Genomic DNA, 14905 nt, shown 5'->3' on the forward strand with positions numbered 1-14905 from the left:
CGCCGGCCCGGCGGGGTGGGCTATTGCAGCCCGCCCCGGACGGAGGTGATGCGCTGGGTGTTGAAGCCGAGCCAGTGCATCCGGCCCACGTATCGCGCGTGCTCGACCTTGAGGCACCGGTCCAGGACGACCGTCAGGCCGCCCTCCTCGGCGATGCGGGCACCTTCCTCGTTGATCACGCCGAACTGGGTCCACAGCGTCTTGGCCCTGATCTCGACCGCCTCGCGGGCGATCTGTGGCAACGCGCTCGGCGCCCGGAACACGTTCACGATGTCCACCGGCACCGGAACGTCGGTCAGGCTCGGGTAGCTGCGCTCGCCGAGAACCTCGCTCTCCCGAGGGTTGACCGGGATCATCCGATAGCCGTGCCGCTTCAGGTAGTAGCCGACGAAGTTGCTGGCCCGCAGTTCGTTGCCGGACAGGCCGACGACCGCGATGGTCTTCGCGGTGTGCAGGGCGCGTTGGATGGTCGACACGTCCTGGTACCGCCCGAGTGCGAACATTCGCTCCTCACCCTTCTTCGGCTGCTGCGGCGACGTGTGCGAAGGCCTGTTCCAGATCCCAGATCAGGTCCTCGACGGATTCCGTACCGACCGACAGCCGTACGGTGCCCGGTCCCACTCCGGCCGCCCGCAGTTCGTCGTCGCTGAGCTGTCGATGGGTGGTGCTGGCGGGGTGGATGACCAGGCTCTTGGCGTCGCCGACGTTGGCAAGGTGGGACCAGAGCGTCATGCCCCGGATCAGATTCTGCCCACCGTCGCGGCCGCCGGCACAGTCGAACGAGAACACCGCCCCCGCGCCCAGCGGCAGGTACTTCTCCGCCAGCGCCTGGTGACTGCTGCCCGGCAGGCCCGGATAGGTGACGTTGGAGGCCAGCGGGTGCGATTCGAGGAAGGCGGCCACCCGAAGGGCGTTGGCGACGTGCCGTTCCATCCGCAGCGACAACGTCTCCAGGCCCTGTAGGAACAGGAACGCGTTGAGCGGCGCCAGCGTACCGCCGAGATCGCGCAGCGTCTCGGCGCGCAGCTTCATCAGGTAGCCGTACGTGCCGAACGTCTCGTGGAACTGGAGACCGTGATAGGCCGGCGACGGGTCGGCGATGACCGGGAACCGGCCGTTCGACCAGTTGAAGGTGCCGGCCTCCACGACCACGCCACCGATGCTGGTGCCGTGTCCACCGATGAACTTGCTCGCCGAGTGGACCACGATGTCGGCGCCCCAGTCGATCGGGCGGCAAAGATACGGCGTCGCGAAGGTGTTGTCCACGACGAGCGGCAGGTCGTGTTCGTGGGCGATGCCGGCCACCGTCTCGATGTCCAGCACGTTCCCGCCGGGGTTGCCGATCGTCTCGCCGAAGAACGCCTTCGTGTTCGGCCGGACCGCCTTGCGCCACGCTTCCGGGTCGTCCGGATCGACCCAGCTCAGCTCGACGTTCATCTTGCGCAGCAGGTGCTTGAGCTGGTTGACCGTGCCGCCGTACAGGGCCGAGGAGGCAACGACGTGGTCGCCCGGCTCCAGCAGCGTGAACAGCGCCGCCGCCTGGGCGGCGATGCCGCTGGAGAAGGCCACCGCGCCGGCGCCGCCTTCGAGATTCGCCACCCGTTCCTCGAACACCGCGACGGTCGGGTTCATGATCCGCGCGTACGTGTTGCCGTACTCCTGAAGGTTGAAGTAGGCGGCGGCGGACTCTGGGTCCTCGAAGACGTAACTGGTGGTCTGGAAGATCGGCACTGCGCGTGCGCCGGTGTTCGGGTCGGGGCGTTGCCCGGCGTGCAGTTGTCGGGTCTCGAACCCGAACTCGTGGGCTTCCTCGATGCGGTTCGGCTGTTCCGTCACGGATTCCTCGTTGCTCTCCGCCGCTCGCCGGCTCAGCGCTCAGCCAGGAAACGGCGGACGATGGGGGTCTGCTGTGCTTCCTCCAGCAGGAAGCTGTCGTGGCCGTAGGGTGCTTCGATCAGATTGAACTCGACCGGCTTGCCGAGGGATCGCAGCGCTTCGTCGATCTCGGCGGAGGCAGCCGGTGGATAGAGCCAGTCGGAGCTGAAGGCGATCAGCAGCGTCCGGGCCGACACGCCGGCCAGCGCCTGCCGAAGGGAGCCGGCGCCGTGTTCCCGAGCGAGGTCGAAGTAGGTCAACGCGCGGGACAGGTAGAGGTAGGTGTTGGCGTCGAAACGCCGGACGAACGACGCCGCCTGATGTTGCAGGTAACTCTCGACCTCGAACTCCGGTTCGCGGAAGGTGTAGCGGATGTCGTCGGCGAACTGCAACCGCCGGCCGAACCGGTCGGTCAGCGCGGGTGCGGACAGGTAGGTGATGTGTCCGAGCATCCGGGCCAGCCCCATGCCGGCGTCGGGTGTCCGGCCGGTGCCGTAGTAGTGGCCGCCCTGCCAGGCGGGGTCGCGCATGATCGCGTCTCGGGCGATCGCGTTCCAGGCGACGCCCTGTGGGTGCAGGGCGTGCGTGGAGGCGATCACCACGGTGGCGTCGACCTGGTCGGGGTAGCGGACGGCCCATTCCAGCGCCTGCATGCCGCCGAGCGAGCCGCCGGCCACGGCCGCGAGCCGTTCGATGCCGAGCACGTCGAGAAAGGCGCGCTGGCAGCGCACCATGTCGGCCACCGTGAGGACCGGGAAATCCGAGCCGTACGGGCGGCCGGTGGCTGGGTCGGTCGAGGACGGGCCGGTCGTACCTCGGCAGCCGCCGATCAGGTTCGTGGCGACGACGAAGTAGCGGTCGGTGTCGAAGGCTTTGCCGGGGCCGATCATGCCGTCCCACCAGCCGAGGCCCTTGTCGGTCGGACGGTCACGGCCCTCGGCCCCGAACCCGTCACGGGTGCTGGCCGCCGGTGGATTCTTGGCGAAGCCCGCCGCGTGCGCGTCGCCGCTGAGCGCGTGGCAGACGAGGATGACGTTGTCGCGCTGCGGCGAGAGGATGCCGTACGTCTCGTAGGCCACCCGCACCGGATGCAGTTCGCGTCCACAGTCGAGGGTCAGCGGGGCCGGCAGGTCTTGGTATCGCGTCTCGACGCTGCCGACCGAGCCGGCCGAAAGGGTCGATGCTGCGGCCATGCGAGCGATGATAGCTAGCCAAACTCCGGCCGGGCCAGTGTAATGTCTGGTATTCCGACGGGCATTCTAGGAAATTGGGCGAGAGGGGAGATTCGTCACATGTCGACTGTCGACAACGGGGTGAACGTGCAGGCGCTGCTCGATGCGCGGGAGGCGCTCAAGGGTGCGCCTGAGGCGGCCCAGTTCACCTGGCGCGCAACGTCCAGGTGGGAGAACGGCGTACACAGCACCACCACGATTCAGAACTTCTTCGGGCTCGGCCAGGAGCAGTCGCACAAGACGAAGGCGGAGTTCTCCGCCGACCACCCGGCGGTCTTCGCCGCCGAGGACAACGGCATCACTCCGATCGAGTATCTCCTGGTCGGCCTGGCGAGCTGCCTGACGGCCGGCGTGGCGTCCGTCGCCCAGAACCGGGGCATCCAGCTGCGCTCGGTCTCCTCGACGGTCGAAGGCAGCCACGACATCCGGGGTATTCTCGGTGTCGACAGCGACGTCCGTAACGGCTTCAACGACATCAAGGTCACCTTCAATATCGACGCGGATGCCTCCGAGGAGGATATCCAGGCGTTGGTGGCCCAGTCGCAGAAGCGATCGGCAGTCTTCGACGCGCTCACCAACCCGACCGACGTCACGGTCGAAGTCGCCTGAGGCGGGCCGAGCGATCGAGCACGTCAGTACGGTCGTCGTCGGTGCCGGGCATGCCGGTCTGGCGGCGAGCCACTTTCTCAGCGACCAGGCGATCGACCATGTCGTGCTCGAACGCGGGGAGGTCGCCAACTCGTGGCGGCACGAGCGTTGGGACTCTTTGCGACTGCTCACCCCCAACTGGCTGAACCGGCTGCCCGGCCACAGCTACCAGGGGCCGGACCCGGACGGGTACCTGACGATGGGCGAAGTGGTCGAGTTGATCGAGCACTTCGCCGTCGCCTCGGCCGCGCCGGTGCGCACCGGTACGAATGTCGAGTCGTTGCAGCGCGACGACGACGGGTACCTCGTCTCGACGAGCCGGGGTGACCTGCGCTGCCGGGCGGTGGTCCTGGCGAGCGGCGCCTGCAACGTGCCGACCGTACCCGCGTTCCGCGCCGAGGTGCCGGGCTGCGTCGAGCAGTTGACGCCCTTCGACTACCGGGGCCCCGGTCAGGTCGCCGAGGGCGGCGTACTGGTGGTGGGCGCGTCGGCGACCGGCGTGCAACTCGCGGCCGAGCTGCAACGCGCCGGTCGCCAGGTGACCCTGGCCGTGGGCGAGCACGTACGGTTGCCGCGCGTGTACCGGGGACGCGACGTGCTGTGGTGGATGGACACCTCGGGTGTGTGGGACCAGCGGTACGACGAGGTCGACGACCTCACCCGGGCCCGGCGGTTGCCGTCACCGCAACTCGTCGGCACCCCCGAGCGCAGCACCCTCGACCTCAACGCGCTCACCGCGCTCGGTGTCGAGCTGGTCGGCCGGCTGGCGACCGTACGCGACGGCTGGGCGCTGTTCTCCGGTGGACTGCGCAACGTGTGCTCGCTCGCCGACCTGAAGATGCGACGCCTGCTGGCCGGCTTCGACGAATGGGCCCGGACGACCGGTCGCGACGCCGAGGTGGGACTGCCGGAGGAGTTCGCACCGACGATGGTCGCCGCCTCGAACCGGCTCCGCCTCGACCTGCGCGGCGGGGAGATAGGCACGATCGTCTGGGCGACCGGCTACCGCCCCGACTACCGGTGGCTCCAGGTGCCGGTGGTCGACGAGAAGGGCCGGCTGCGCCACGAGGGGGGCGTGCTCGACAGCCCCGGCCTGTACGCCCTGGGCCTACCGTTGTTGCGGCGACGCCGCTCCACCTTCATCGGCGGCATCGAGGACGATGCCCGCGTGGTGATCGATCACCTGGCGAAGCACCTCGCGTCGCCGCCAGGCTGATCACCGAGCCGGCGGGAAGTGTTGCGTCGCGGTGCGGACGAGCCCGGCGACGGCCCGGGAACGGCTGTGCGCAAGCCAGGCGAGAACGGTGGTGACGTGCGGTGCGTCGGTCAGAGGGACAGCGGCGTGCGCGTGCCACAGCCAGGATCGGGATGAGGCACAGAGCACGGCCATGGTGTGCCCGAGGGCGATCAGCTGGGCCAGTTGCGACTGGTCGTGGATCTCGGGGCCCGGACCGGGCGCGTAGGTGCCGTCCTGCCCGGGCCAGCGGGCAACCGGCAGATCCGGTACGTCGCTGATGTCGGCCATGGTCAGCGACGTACGCGCGGCGAGGGGATGCCCGGCGGGCAGGATGGCGACCTGTTGTTCGGTCAGCAGGTCCTCGGTGTCGAATCCGGTGAGATCGTCGAAGGGCCGCTGCATGAGGGCGGCGTCGGCGCGGCCGTCGCGCAGCATCCGCGCCTGGTCTCCCATGCCGCACAGCAGCACGTCGACCTCGGTCGCGTCCGGCGCGGCGGCGTGCGCGTCGAGAAGCTTCCGCAACAGTTCGTGATTCGCGCCGGCCTTCGTCGCCAACGCCAGCCGATTCGTGGCGGACGCGGCCCGTCGGGTGCGACGGGCGGCTGCGGTGGTCGCGTCGAGAATGGCACGGGCCTCGTCGAGCAGCACCTGACCGGCGTCGGTGAGGGTGACGCCCCGACGGTCGCGTTCGAGCAGGGTGACGCCGAGACGCCGTTCGAGCTGGGCAATCGCCCGCGACAGCGGCGGCTGGGCGATGCCGAGGCGCTTGGCCGCCCGGCTGAAGTGCAGTTCCTCGGCGACCGCGACGAAATACCTGAGCTCGCGGGTCTCCAGAGTGTCCACCACCCGACGATACTGCGGTGATACCGGCCGGGTATGACAGCGGACCGTAACGGTGTAACGGAAGCACCGGCCGCCGAGCCAACATCGGCGTCATGAGCGACAAGAAGACCGCGCTGGTCACCGGCGCGAACAAGGGCCTCGGATACGAGATTGCGGCAGGGCTGGGCGCGCAGGGTTACCGGGTGCTGGTGGGGGCTCGCGACGACGCCCGGGGCGAGGCGGCCGTGAAGACGCTGCTCGCCGCCGGGGCGGACGCGATAACGGTCCCCTTGGACGTCACCAGCGACCAGAGTGTCAGCGAGGCGGCGGAACTGATCGAACGCCAGGTGGGCCGCCTCGACGTGCTGGTCAACAACGCCGGCGTCGCGGGGGAGACCGGGCCGGGATGGGTGCAGGACCCGACCACCCTCGACCTCGACGTCGTCCGCGCGGTCGTGGACACCAACGTCTACGGCGTGATCCGGGTGACCAACGCGATGTTGCCGATCCTGCGACGCTCGGCCTCCCCGCGCATCGTCAACATCTCCAGCAGCGTGGGCTCGCTTACCTGGCAGTCGGACCCGAACATCGACGTCGGCCCGATCATGGCGGCCTACTCGCCGACGAAGTCGTTCCTCAATGCCGTCACCGTGCACTACGCGCGGCAGTTCACCGGCACGAACATCCTCATCAACGCCGCCTGTCCGGGCCTGGTCGCGACCGACTTCACCGGCTTCCACGGCCGACCGCCCCAGCAGGCCGCGGCAACTCCGATCCGCCTCGCCATGCTGCCCGACAACGGCCCCACCGGCTCCTTCTTCAACGACAGCGGCCCCATCCCCTGGTAACCCCACCCCTGGTCCCGCCTGTTGATCAAGAGGTTTTGGTCTCCGACGACGCCACCGGAGACCAAACCTCTTGATCAACCGGGAAGGGGCGTTGAGTTAAGATGGTCGATTTCTTGACGGAGTGGGGATGTGAACGTTATCAATTTGTTGGCGGTTGCCGGATCGTGGTGACGAGAGGTGGCGGGCGATGCGACTGAAGAGTGCTGGGGGGAGGGTGGTCGCCATGGTTGCCGCTCTGCTCATGGCGGGTGCCGGGGCACTGGTGGGGCCGGCCGCCTCGGCGCGGGCCGCCGCCGTCGTCTTCACCAATCCGCTGGCCGAGCAGCGCGCCGACCCGCACATCTACCGGCACACCGACGGCTACTACTACTTCACCGCGACCGTGCCCGAGTACGACCGGATCGTGTTGCGCCGCGCCACCACGTTGCAGGGGCTCGCCACCGCCCCCGAGCGGGTGATCTGGCGCAGGCACAGCAGCGGTGAGATGGGCGCGCACATCTGGGCACCGGAGATCCACTTCATCGACGGCCGGTGGTACGTCTACTTCGCCGCCGGGCGGACCGACGACATCTGGGCCATCCGGCCGTACGTGCTGGAGAGCAGTGCCGCGAATCCGTTGGACGGGCCGTGGGTGGAGCGTGGGCAACTCCAGCCGGCACGCGGCAGCTTCTCCCTCGACGCGACCACCTTCGTGCACAACGGTCAGCGCTACCTGGCCTGGGTCGAGTACGCCGGCAGCAACTCGAACATCTACCTGGCCCGCGCGGTCAACCCGTGGACGTACGCGGGCACTCCGGCGTTGATCGCCACTCCCACGTACGCCTGGGAAACCCGGGGTTACCGGGTGAACGAGGGACCGGCGGTGCTGATCCGCAACGGCCGGGTCTTCATGACCTACTCGGCGAGCGCCACCGACGCCAGCTACGCCGTCGGTCTGCTCACCGCCTCGGCCAACAGCGACCTGCTCAACCCGGCGTCCTGGAGCAAACGCGCCACGCCGGTGCTGGCCAGCGACAGCCGTACCGGCCAGTGGGGGCCGGGGCACAACTCGTTCACCGTGGCCGAGGACGGCAGCGACGTGATCGTCTACCACTCCCGCAACTACGAGCGGTACCTCGGCAACGGCTACGACCCGCTGAGCGACCCGAACCGGCGTACCCGGATCCAGCGGGTCTACTGGAACGCCGACGGTACGCCGAACTTCGGAGTGCCGGTGCCCGACGGCGTCACGCCGGTCCGGCTGCGCGCCCACGACCTGCCGGACCGCTACCTGCGGCACTGGGAGTTCCGGGTCCGGTTGGAGCCGAACGTGACCAACCTGGCCGACTCGCAGTTCCGGATCGTCGCCGGCCTGTCGAACTCCGCAGCGATCTCGCTGGAGTCGACCAACTACCCCGGCTACTACCTGCGGCACCGCAACCACCAGCTCTGGGTGGAGCGCAGTGACGGCTCCAGCCTGTTCCGGCAGGACGCCACGTTCAACCGCCGGGCCGGGCTGGCCGACGCGGCGAAGGTGTCGCTGGAGTCGGTGAACTTCCCCGGCCAGTACGTCCGGCACCGCGACGGGCTGCTCTACCTGGAGGCCGTACCAGATGCGGCCGGGCGGGCGTCGGCCACCTTCGCGCTGGACTGACCGGAGTGTCGGGGGCCGTACCTAAACTCCCCCGACATGGCGACGGTGACCTTTGTGGATGAGAGCACGGCCGGTGCGCGTACTCCGGCGTGGGCCTTGCAGATCTTCGAGGAGCGGCTGACGCTGCGCGAGCTGATCCGGCGGCGGATCCACCAGGAGGTGGCCGAGTACAACGCGGCCACCTCGGCACCCCGCCGGCTGCTGGTGCAGCCAACCTCGACCGAGCGGGCGCTCAACGGCGACCCGGCGCAGCGGTCGCACCACCGGGTCGACGCTGCGCGGCAGGTCGCCCTGGCCGAGGAGGCGTTCAGCCGCAACGGCTTCGTGGTGCTGGTCGGTGACCGCCAGGTGGAGGAGTTGGACGACGAGGTCGACCTGCGCCGCGACACCGAGGTCACCTTCCTCAAGCTCGTCGCGCTGGTCGGTGGCTGAGCCGATGACCACCACCACCGACACTGTCGGGCTCGCCACCCGCGCCCGTGACCTGGTCGCCGCGAACGACCTGACCGCGCTGGCCGAACACCTCTACACCCATGCCCGGTTCTGCCGGGACAACCCGGAGGTACGCGCCGCGCTCCGCGCGCTGCCCCGCCCGGACGTGGCCCGGCTGGTGCAGGCCATGGCCACCCTGGTGAGACAGGACCCGGTCCGGACCTGGTTGGTGCGGGATCTGATCGGGCAGCTGTCCCGCAGGCTCCCCACCGACCTGGCACCCGAACAGCTTCAGGATCTCGCCGCGTACGCCGTGCAGGAGCCGTACTCGTTGTCGCCGACCGCGCTGGAGACGGTGGCCCGGAGTCTGCTCGCCACCGGTCCGCTCACCGGCGAGTTGATGGCGGTGCTGGTCGACCGGTCCGACGAGAGTCACCGGCTGCGGCAGTTGATCGCCGAGCTGGCCGGGCCGCAGGTCGACCCGGCCGACCCGTGGGTCGACCAGATTCTGACCGAGCTGCCCACCCTCGACCCGGTCTGGCAGCGGCTGGTCGCCCATGCCAGCACCGCGACCACGCCCCGACCCCCGGCCAACTGGTCGACCGAGGCGTCCCGACTACTCGCCCCGGTCGACCCGGCCGAGGCCAGGCAGGTCCTCGACCGGTGGCTGGCCGCTGCCGCGCGGACGCCGCAACGCCCGCCGGCTTCGATCAACGCAGATCTGCTGCGGGGCCTGCTCTGGCTGGTCGAGCGCACCGGCCCGGCCCCCGAGCAGGTCCGCCTGATCGGCGGCCTGGTCGAGGCGATGTTGCGCCGGCTGCCCGGCATCGGGCCGGCCTGCCCGAAGGTGGCCAACGCGGCGGTCGGGGTGCTCGGCCGGGTCGACGGGGAGGCGGCACTGGCGCAGCTCGCCCGGCTGTCGACCCGGATCACCTACAAGGGCACCCGCAAAGAGATCGACAAGGCGCTCGACGCCCGCGCGGCGGCGATGGGCATCGGGCGGGACGAGATCGAGGAGTTGGCCGTCCCGGATTACGGCCTGACCGGGGTCGGCCGGCACGAGGTGACCCTCGGCGGCTGCCGGGCCGAGCTGCTGATCGCCGGCACCAGCGCCACCCTGGCCTGGTTCAACGAGTCCGGCCGGCAGGTCAAGAGCCCACCGGCGGCGGTACGCCGGGACCACCCGGCGCAACTGGCCGAGCTCAAGGGCCTGGCCAAGGAGGTCAGCGGGATGCTGGCCGCGCAGACGGCCCGGCTGGACGGGCTGTTCCTGGCCCAGCGCACCTGGACTTTTGCTGTGTGGCGGCAGCGTTACCTGGATCATCCACTGGTCGGCGTGCTGGCCCGCCGGTTGCTCTGGCTGGTCGACGGGGTGCCGTGCGGGTGGGCCGACGGCGCGCTGCGCACCGTGGACGACATCCCGGTCGCCGTCGCCGACGACGCGCAGGTGCGGATCTGGCACCCGATCGGTCGGCCGGTGCCGGAGGTCGTCGGCTGGCGGGAGTGGCTGGAGCGGCACCGGGTCATCCAGCCGTTCAAGCAGGCCCACCGGGAGGTCTACCTGCTCACTCCGGCCGAGGAAACCACCGGTACGTATTCCAACCGGTTCGCCGGGCACATCCTGCGTCAGCATCAGTTCCACGCGCTGGCCGCGATCCGGGGCTGGACCGACCGACTCCGGCTGATGGTCGACGACTCGTACCCGCCGACCTCCCGTGAACTGCCCGGCTGGGGCCTGCGCGCCGAGTACTGGGTGGAGGGGATCGGCGACGACTACGACGTCGACACCACCGAGAGCGGGTCTTACCTGCGGCTCGTCACCGATCAGGTGCGCTTCTATCCGATCGGCGCCGCACAGAACTGGTCACACGCCTCCGGTGGTGGCTACTCGCCGGCACGGTGGACGGATGCCCGGCCCGGTGACCCGTTGCCGCTCGACCAGATCCCGCCGCTGGTGTTCAGCGAGATCATGCGCGACGTCGACCTGTTCGTCGGGGTGGCCAGTGTCGGCAACGACCCGACCTGGTCCGACGGCGGCCCGCAGGGCCGCTTCCGGGACTACTGGTCGTCGTACAGCTTCGGGGAGTTGTCCGCGACTGCCGAGACCCGCCGCGACCTGCTGGCCCGGCTGCTGCCCCGGCTGGCGGTGGGGCAGCGGGCCCGCATCGACGGTCGCTTCCTGGTGGTCGACGGTGACCTGCGCACATACCGGATCCACCTGGGGTCGGGCAACATCCTGATGAGCCCGAACGACGCCTACCTCTGCATCGTGCCCGACCGTGCCACGGGCCGGGTGCAGGAGCAGCAGTTCCTGCCCTTCGAGGGTGACGGTCTGCTCGCCGTCATCCTCAGCAAGGCGATGCTGCTGGCCAAGGACGCCGAGATCACCGATCCGACGATCACCCGGCAGATCAAGCTCGCCTGACCGGTCAGCCCTTGATGGCGCCGATCAGGACGCCCTTGACGAAGTGCCGCTGGATGAACGGGTAGACCGCGACGATCGGCATCACGGTGAGCACGACGACGGCCATCTTGATGGCCTCGGTGGGTGGCATCGTGACGCCGGTGGCCGCGCCGGAGTTGGTCGGTGCCTGACCGGCCAGCAGGTAGCTCTGCAACACCCGCTGGATCGGGTACATGTCGTTGCGGTCGATGAACAGCAGCGCGTCGAACCAGACGTTCCAGTAGGAGACCGCGTAGAACAGGCCGACCACCGCGATGACCGCCCGGGCCAGTGGCAGCACGATCTGAGTCAGGGTGCGGAAGTCGCTGGCCCCGTCGATGCGGGCGCTGTCCACGAGTTCGGACGGGATGCCCTGGAAGAAGCCACGGACGACGACCAGGTTGAAGACGCTGATCGCGGGCGGCAGGATCAGCGCCCAGATGGTGTCCTTGAGGCCCAACCCGGTCACCACGAGATACTTCGGCACCAGCGGCGGATAGATCAGGAACGGCAACAGGAAGTACGCCAGCAGCCAGCGGTAGCCGAGCGAGCGGGGCCGGGACAACCCGTACGCGGCGAGCACGGTCACGGTCAACGCCAGGGCGGTGCCGATGACGGTGACCAGGGTGCTGATCCACAACGCCCGGGTGACCGCGCCGCCCGCGAAGATCGTCTCGTACGCGGAGGTGTCGATCCCCTTGGGTACGACCACGAGACCACCGGCCTCGGCGATCGTCTCCCGGGACGACAGGCTGGTCACCAGGATCACCCAGAGCGGGAACAGCACACTGAGCACCAGCAGGCCGAGCAGTACGGCCTTGGCGCCCTGACCGAGCGGGCTGGGCGGCTCCTCCCATGCCGGGCGTCGGGAGCGTGTTCCGGGTGGCTTCCGGAGGAAGGTGGCGGTCATGACCGTGAGTAGATCCCTCGTTCGCCGAGCATGTGTGCGACCTTGTTGGCGGCCAGGATCAGGCAGAGCCCGACGGCGGCCTTGAACAGACCGGCGGCGGCGCCGTAGCCGTAGTTCCCGGTGGCGATGGAGAAGTGGTAGACGAAGGTGTCCAGCACCTCGGAGGCCTGCCGGCCGACGGCGTCGCGTTGCAGCAGGAACTGCTCGAAGCCGACCGAGAGCGCGTCACCGAGACGCAGGATGAGCAGCAGCACGATCACCGGACGTAGGCCCGGCAGGGTGATGTGCCACAACCGCCGCCACCGGCCGGCGCCGTCCGCCGCCGCCGCCTCGTAGAGGTTCTGGTCGATCGTGGACAGGGCGGCGAGGAAGACGATGGTGCCCCAGCCGACGTCCTTCCAGATCGCCTCGACGGTGACCAGGATGATGAACGTGTCCGGGTTGGTCATCACGTTCCACGGTTCCATCCCGGCCTCGCGCATGGTCTGGGCGAGCAGCCCGGCGCCGCCGAGCATGGCGACGAAGAAGCTGACCACCAGCACCCAGCTGAAGAAGTGCGGCAGGTAGACGACGGTCTGGATGAAGCCGCGCAGCCGACTGGAGAGCAGGCTGTGCAGGACGATCGCCAGCAGGATCGGCAGCGGGAAGAAGAAGACCAGCTGGAACGCGGTGATCGCCAGGGTGTTGCGGAACGCGTGCCAGAACGCCGGATCGGCGAACAGGAGCTGGAACTGCCCGAAGCCGATCCAGTTGCTCTGCACGAACGCGTCCAGCGGGTTGCTGCCGACGTACGGGTTGTAGTCCTGGAAGGCGATGACGTTGCCGAGGATCGGCAGGTAGCTGAAGATCAGCAGGATGACGAAGCCGGGCGCGACCATGGCGAGCAGCTGCCAGTCACGGCGCAGCCGGGTGCGCAACGGTAGGCGTTTACGCCGAGGGGCGGCCACGCCGGGCCGGGTCTTTTCGGACCCGGCCTCGGCGGTGACCTCGCGGATGCTCATCAGTCAGCCTTGGGCAGCGAGTCGGCGAGCAACTGGCGTGCCGCCTCCCCGCCCGCGGCCTTCCACTCCTGCAGGATCGAGTCCACGTCGGACAGCGGTCGACGGCCCCGCAGCACGTCGGTGAACTTGTCCTCCGTCGGCACCTGGTTGGCCTTGAACGCGGCCGGCATCTCCAGCTTCACTCCGGCCCAGGGGTCCTTCTCCAGGTACCCGACCGTCGCGTTGGAGTAGGCCAGCGCGTCCCGCACGTAGTTCGGCGTGTCGGCGAACGGGCCGATGGTCGGGTTGCGGCCACTGATGAAGAAGTACTGGTTGGCGATCTCCTTGAAGGCCAGGTCGGTCTTGACCGGCCCGTTCGGCGTACGGGTGTGGTGCTTGCCCTCGACACCGAAGTCGCGCAGTTGGGCCTCCTGGCTGCCCAGCGGCGCGGAGCACCAGTTGATGACCCGCAGCAGTTCCTTGACGCGGTCCTCGCCGACGCCCTTCTTGATGAAGGTGTAGGAGATCGGGTTGTCGCTACCCCAGACCAGCGGGTCGCCGCCGGTGGCGGAGAAGTTCGGCACCGGCTGGATGTTCAGCGCCTTGTTGACCTTCTGGTGCTCGGCCTGGCCGCCCTGCCAGAAACCGAAGCCGTCCTGCATGAAGACGATGTTGCCGCCCTTGGCGAACAACTGTTTGGCGTCGGCGCCCCGGCTGGCCACGATGTCCGGGTGCACCAGGCCGTCCTGGTAGATCTTTGCCATGACCTCCAGGGCCTGACGGAACTCCGGGGTCTCGTACTTGAACTCGGGCGTGCCGTCGGAACGCAGCCGCCAGCCCTGCTTGGAGCCCGGCACCTTGTGGTACATCTGGATCATCGCGAAGACGTCGTTGAACGCCCACACCTTGCGCGCCGGGTCGGTGACCTCCTTGGCGGCGGCGAGCAGGTCGTCCAGCGAGGTGGGGATGGCCAGGCCGCGGGCGTCCAGCAGGTCCTTGCGACTGAACATGACCCAGGCGAAGGGACCGTCGGTCGGGTTCGGCACGGCGGCCAGCCGCTCGTTCCAGATGGCGTGCCGCCAGGCCCCGGTCGGAAAGGTGGCCAGCATCGGGTACGCCTCGACCGCGTTGCCCTTGAGGTGGTCGGTCAGGTCCTCGAACAGCACCCCGATCGCCTCGGCGAACCGCGGGATCTTGTCCACCTCCCAGCTCGGTACGCAGAGCAGGTCCGGTACGTCCCGGGCGCCGAGCATGGCGTTGAGCTTGTCGGCGTACGTGTTGCCGTCCTGGATGGTGAAGTTCACCGGGACGCCGAGTTCGGCGTTGACCGCCTGAAGGTAGGCGCTCTGGCCGATCCCGGGAGGCGCTGGACCCCACGCCGGGGTCATCGCGGTGATCTCCTTGCCGCTGGTGCCCGGCTTCTCGGTGATCAGGTCGACAAGGTTGGCCGGGTACCTGGTGTAGCCGTCGGGGACGGGACGGGTGCCGACGATGTCGGGCGTGATGCTCCCCGTCAGATCCTTCTGGGTGGGCAGCAGGTGGCCGAAGGCGTCGAGGTTCTGCGCGGTGCCGCTGCCCGACGGCGCTTCGGAACAACCGGTGAGCATGGGACCGCCGGCGACGGCGACCGCGCCGAGGCCGAACAGACTGAGGAAGTTACGGCGCGAGGTCGGCACGCCGGGGTTGTGCCGTGTCATCGGTCTCCCTTCGAGAAGGGCTGAGGGGCGAGCAGGCTCGCTCGGGTGAGAGTTCGTCTGGATGGTAAACAAACTAATCGACGGTCGTACGCTCAAACAAGAGGCGACCCGTCGAGCGGCTGGCACATCCGGCGTGAACCGCCGGCAG

The 14905-nt window shown here is 69.0% G+C and carries 13 protein-coding genes; 6 read left to right on the forward strand and 7 right to left on the reverse strand.

The features are described 5' to 3' along the window. Positions 1-20 precede the first annotated feature (20 nt). The 3 genes from AB0M35_RS00670 to AB0M35_RS00680 are packed head-to-tail and all read right to left on the reverse strand — an operon-like array spanning position 21 to position 3068. A complete protein-coding gene (locus AB0M35_RS00670; protein ID WP_363740158.1) occupies positions 21-503 on the reverse strand; it encodes a CoA-binding protein in 483 nt (160 codons plus the stop codon). A 7-nt stretch (positions 504-510) separates the two neighbouring features. Continuing rightward, a complete protein-coding gene (locus AB0M35_RS00675) occupies positions 511-1836 on the reverse strand; it encodes an O-acetylhomoserine aminocarboxypropyltransferase/cysteine synthase family protein (RefSeq protein ID WP_363740159.1) in 1326 nt (441 codons plus the stop codon). Positions 1837-1868: 32 nt separating this feature from the next. Beyond that, positions 1869-3068: a homoserine O-acetyltransferase gene (locus tag AB0M35_RS00680; protein ID WP_363740160.1), complete on the reverse strand. Its 1200-nt coding sequence runs from the start codon at positions 3066-3068 to the stop codon at positions 1869-1871. A gap of 99 nt (positions 3069-3167) precedes the next feature. On the opposite strand from AB0M35_RS00680, the gene AB0M35_RS00685 reads away from it, so the two are divergent. Beyond that, complete coding sequence (locus AB0M35_RS00685) at positions 3168-3716, forward strand: OsmC family protein (protein WP_363740161.1); 549 nt, start codon at positions 3168-3170, stop codon at positions 3714-3716. Beyond that, positions 3610-4971, forward strand: coding sequence for an NAD(P)-binding domain-containing protein (locus AB0M35_RS00690; protein WP_363740162.1), 1362 nt, complete (start codon positions 3610-3612; stop codon positions 4969-4971). Before AB0M35_RS00685 ends, AB0M35_RS00690 begins: the two co-directional genes overlap by 107 nt. Here AB0M35_RS00690 and AB0M35_RS00695 read toward each other — a convergent pair whose 3' ends face one another. After that, positions 4972-5826, reverse strand: a complete 855-nt coding sequence (locus AB0M35_RS00695) for a LysR family transcriptional regulator (RefSeq protein ID WP_363741805.1) — start codon at positions 5824-5826, stop codon at positions 4972-4974. It abuts the gene before it with no gap. A 101-nt stretch (positions 5827-5927) separates the two neighbouring features. Here AB0M35_RS00695 and AB0M35_RS00700 point away from each other — a divergent pair, with 101 nt between their 5' ends. The 4 genes from AB0M35_RS00700 (at position 5928) to AB0M35_RS00715 (ending at position 11152) form a co-directional block, all read left to right on the forward strand. After that, the gene (locus AB0M35_RS00700; protein WP_363740163.1) at positions 5928-6662 is read left to right on the forward strand and encodes an SDR family oxidoreductase; all 735 of its coding nucleotides are present in this window, start codon (positions 5928-5930) and stop codon (positions 6660-6662) included. A gap of 223 nt (positions 6663-6885) precedes the next feature. Further along, positions 6886-8295, forward strand: coding sequence for a family 43 glycosylhydrolase (locus AB0M35_RS00705; RefSeq protein ID WP_363740164.1), 1410 nt, complete (start codon positions 6886-6888; stop codon positions 8293-8295). 54 nt (positions 8296-8349) lie between these two features. Beyond that, on the forward strand, positions 8350-8727 hold the full coding sequence (locus AB0M35_RS00710; protein ID WP_363740165.1) for a hypothetical protein: 378 nt from the start codon (positions 8350-8352) through the stop codon (positions 8725-8727). 4 nt (positions 8728-8731) lie between these two features. Next, complete coding sequence (locus AB0M35_RS00715) at positions 8732-11152, forward strand: DUF4132 domain-containing protein (protein ID WP_363740166.1); 2421 nt, start codon at positions 8732-8734, stop codon at positions 11150-11152. A gap of 4 nt (positions 11153-11156) precedes the next feature. On the opposite strand, the gene AB0M35_RS00720 is transcribed toward AB0M35_RS00715, so the two are convergent. From AB0M35_RS00720 to AB0M35_RS00730, 3 genes are read right to left on the reverse strand one after another with little or no spacing between them, the layout of a single operon-like run. After that, positions 11157-12080 (reverse strand): carbohydrate ABC transporter permease, encoded by a 924-nt coding sequence (locus tag AB0M35_RS00720; protein WP_363740167.1) that lies wholly within the window; start codon positions 12078-12080, stop codon positions 11157-11159. After that, the gene (locus AB0M35_RS00725; RefSeq protein ID WP_363740168.1) at positions 12077-13081 is read right to left on the reverse strand and encodes an ABC transporter permease subunit; all 1005 of its coding nucleotides are present in this window, start codon (positions 13079-13081) and stop codon (positions 12077-12079) included. The genes AB0M35_RS00720 and AB0M35_RS00725 overlap by 4 nt, the downstream gene beginning before the upstream one ends. After that, a complete protein-coding gene (locus AB0M35_RS00730; RefSeq protein WP_363740169.1) occupies positions 13081-14757 on the reverse strand; it encodes an extracellular solute-binding protein in 1677 nt (558 codons plus the stop codon). Before AB0M35_RS00730 ends, AB0M35_RS00725 begins: the two co-directional genes overlap by 1 nt. Between the last annotated feature and the right edge of the window lie 148 nt (positions 14758-14905).

The organism is Micromonospora sp. NPDC051196 (genome assembly GCF_040682415.1).
Taxonomy (GTDB): domain Bacteria; phylum Actinomycetota; class Actinomycetes; order Mycobacteriales; family Micromonosporaceae; genus Micromonospora.

What these genes read in the sequence shown, in the direction of transcription:
- AB0M35_RS00720 (WP_363740167.1), bottom strand. Translation starts at nt 12,080, where the DNA reads ATGACCGCCACCTTCCTCCGGAAGCCACCCGGAACACGCTCCCGACGC.
- AB0M35_RS00725 (WP_363740168.1), bottom strand. Translation starts at nt 13,081, where the DNA reads ATGAGCATCCGCGAGGTCACCGCCGAGGCCGGGTCCGAAAAGACCCGG.
- AB0M35_RS00705 (WP_363740164.1), top strand. Translation starts at nt 6,886, where the DNA reads ATGGTTGCCGCTCTGCTCATGGCGGGTGCCGGGGCACTGGTGGGGCCG.
- AB0M35_RS00700 (WP_363740163.1), top strand. Translation starts at nt 5,928, where the DNA reads ATGAGCGACAAGAAGACCGCGCTGGTCACCGGCGCGAACAAGGGCCTC.
- AB0M35_RS00715 (WP_363740166.1), top strand. Translation starts at nt 8,732, where the DNA reads ATGACCACCACCACCGACACTGTCGGGCTCGCCACCCGCGCCCGTGAC.
- AB0M35_RS00690 (WP_363740162.1), top strand. Translation starts at nt 3,610, where the DNA reads ATGCCTCCGAGGAGGATATCCAGGCGTTGGTGGCCCAGTCGCAGAAGC.
- AB0M35_RS00680 (WP_363740160.1), bottom strand. Translation starts at nt 3,068, where the DNA reads ATGGCCGCAGCATCGACCCTTTCGGCCGGCTCGGTCGGCAGCGTCGAG.
- AB0M35_RS00685 (WP_363740161.1), top strand. Translation starts at nt 3,168, where the DNA reads ATGTCGACTGTCGACAACGGGGTGAACGTGCAGGCGCTGCTCGATGCG.
- AB0M35_RS00730 (WP_363740169.1), bottom strand. Translation starts at nt 14,757, where the DNA reads ATGACACGGCACAACCCCGGCGTGCCGACCTCGCGCCGTAACTTCCTC.
- AB0M35_RS00670 (WP_363740158.1), bottom strand. Translation starts at nt 503, where the DNA reads ATGTTCGCACTCGGGCGGTACCAGGACGTGTCGACCATCCAACGCGCC.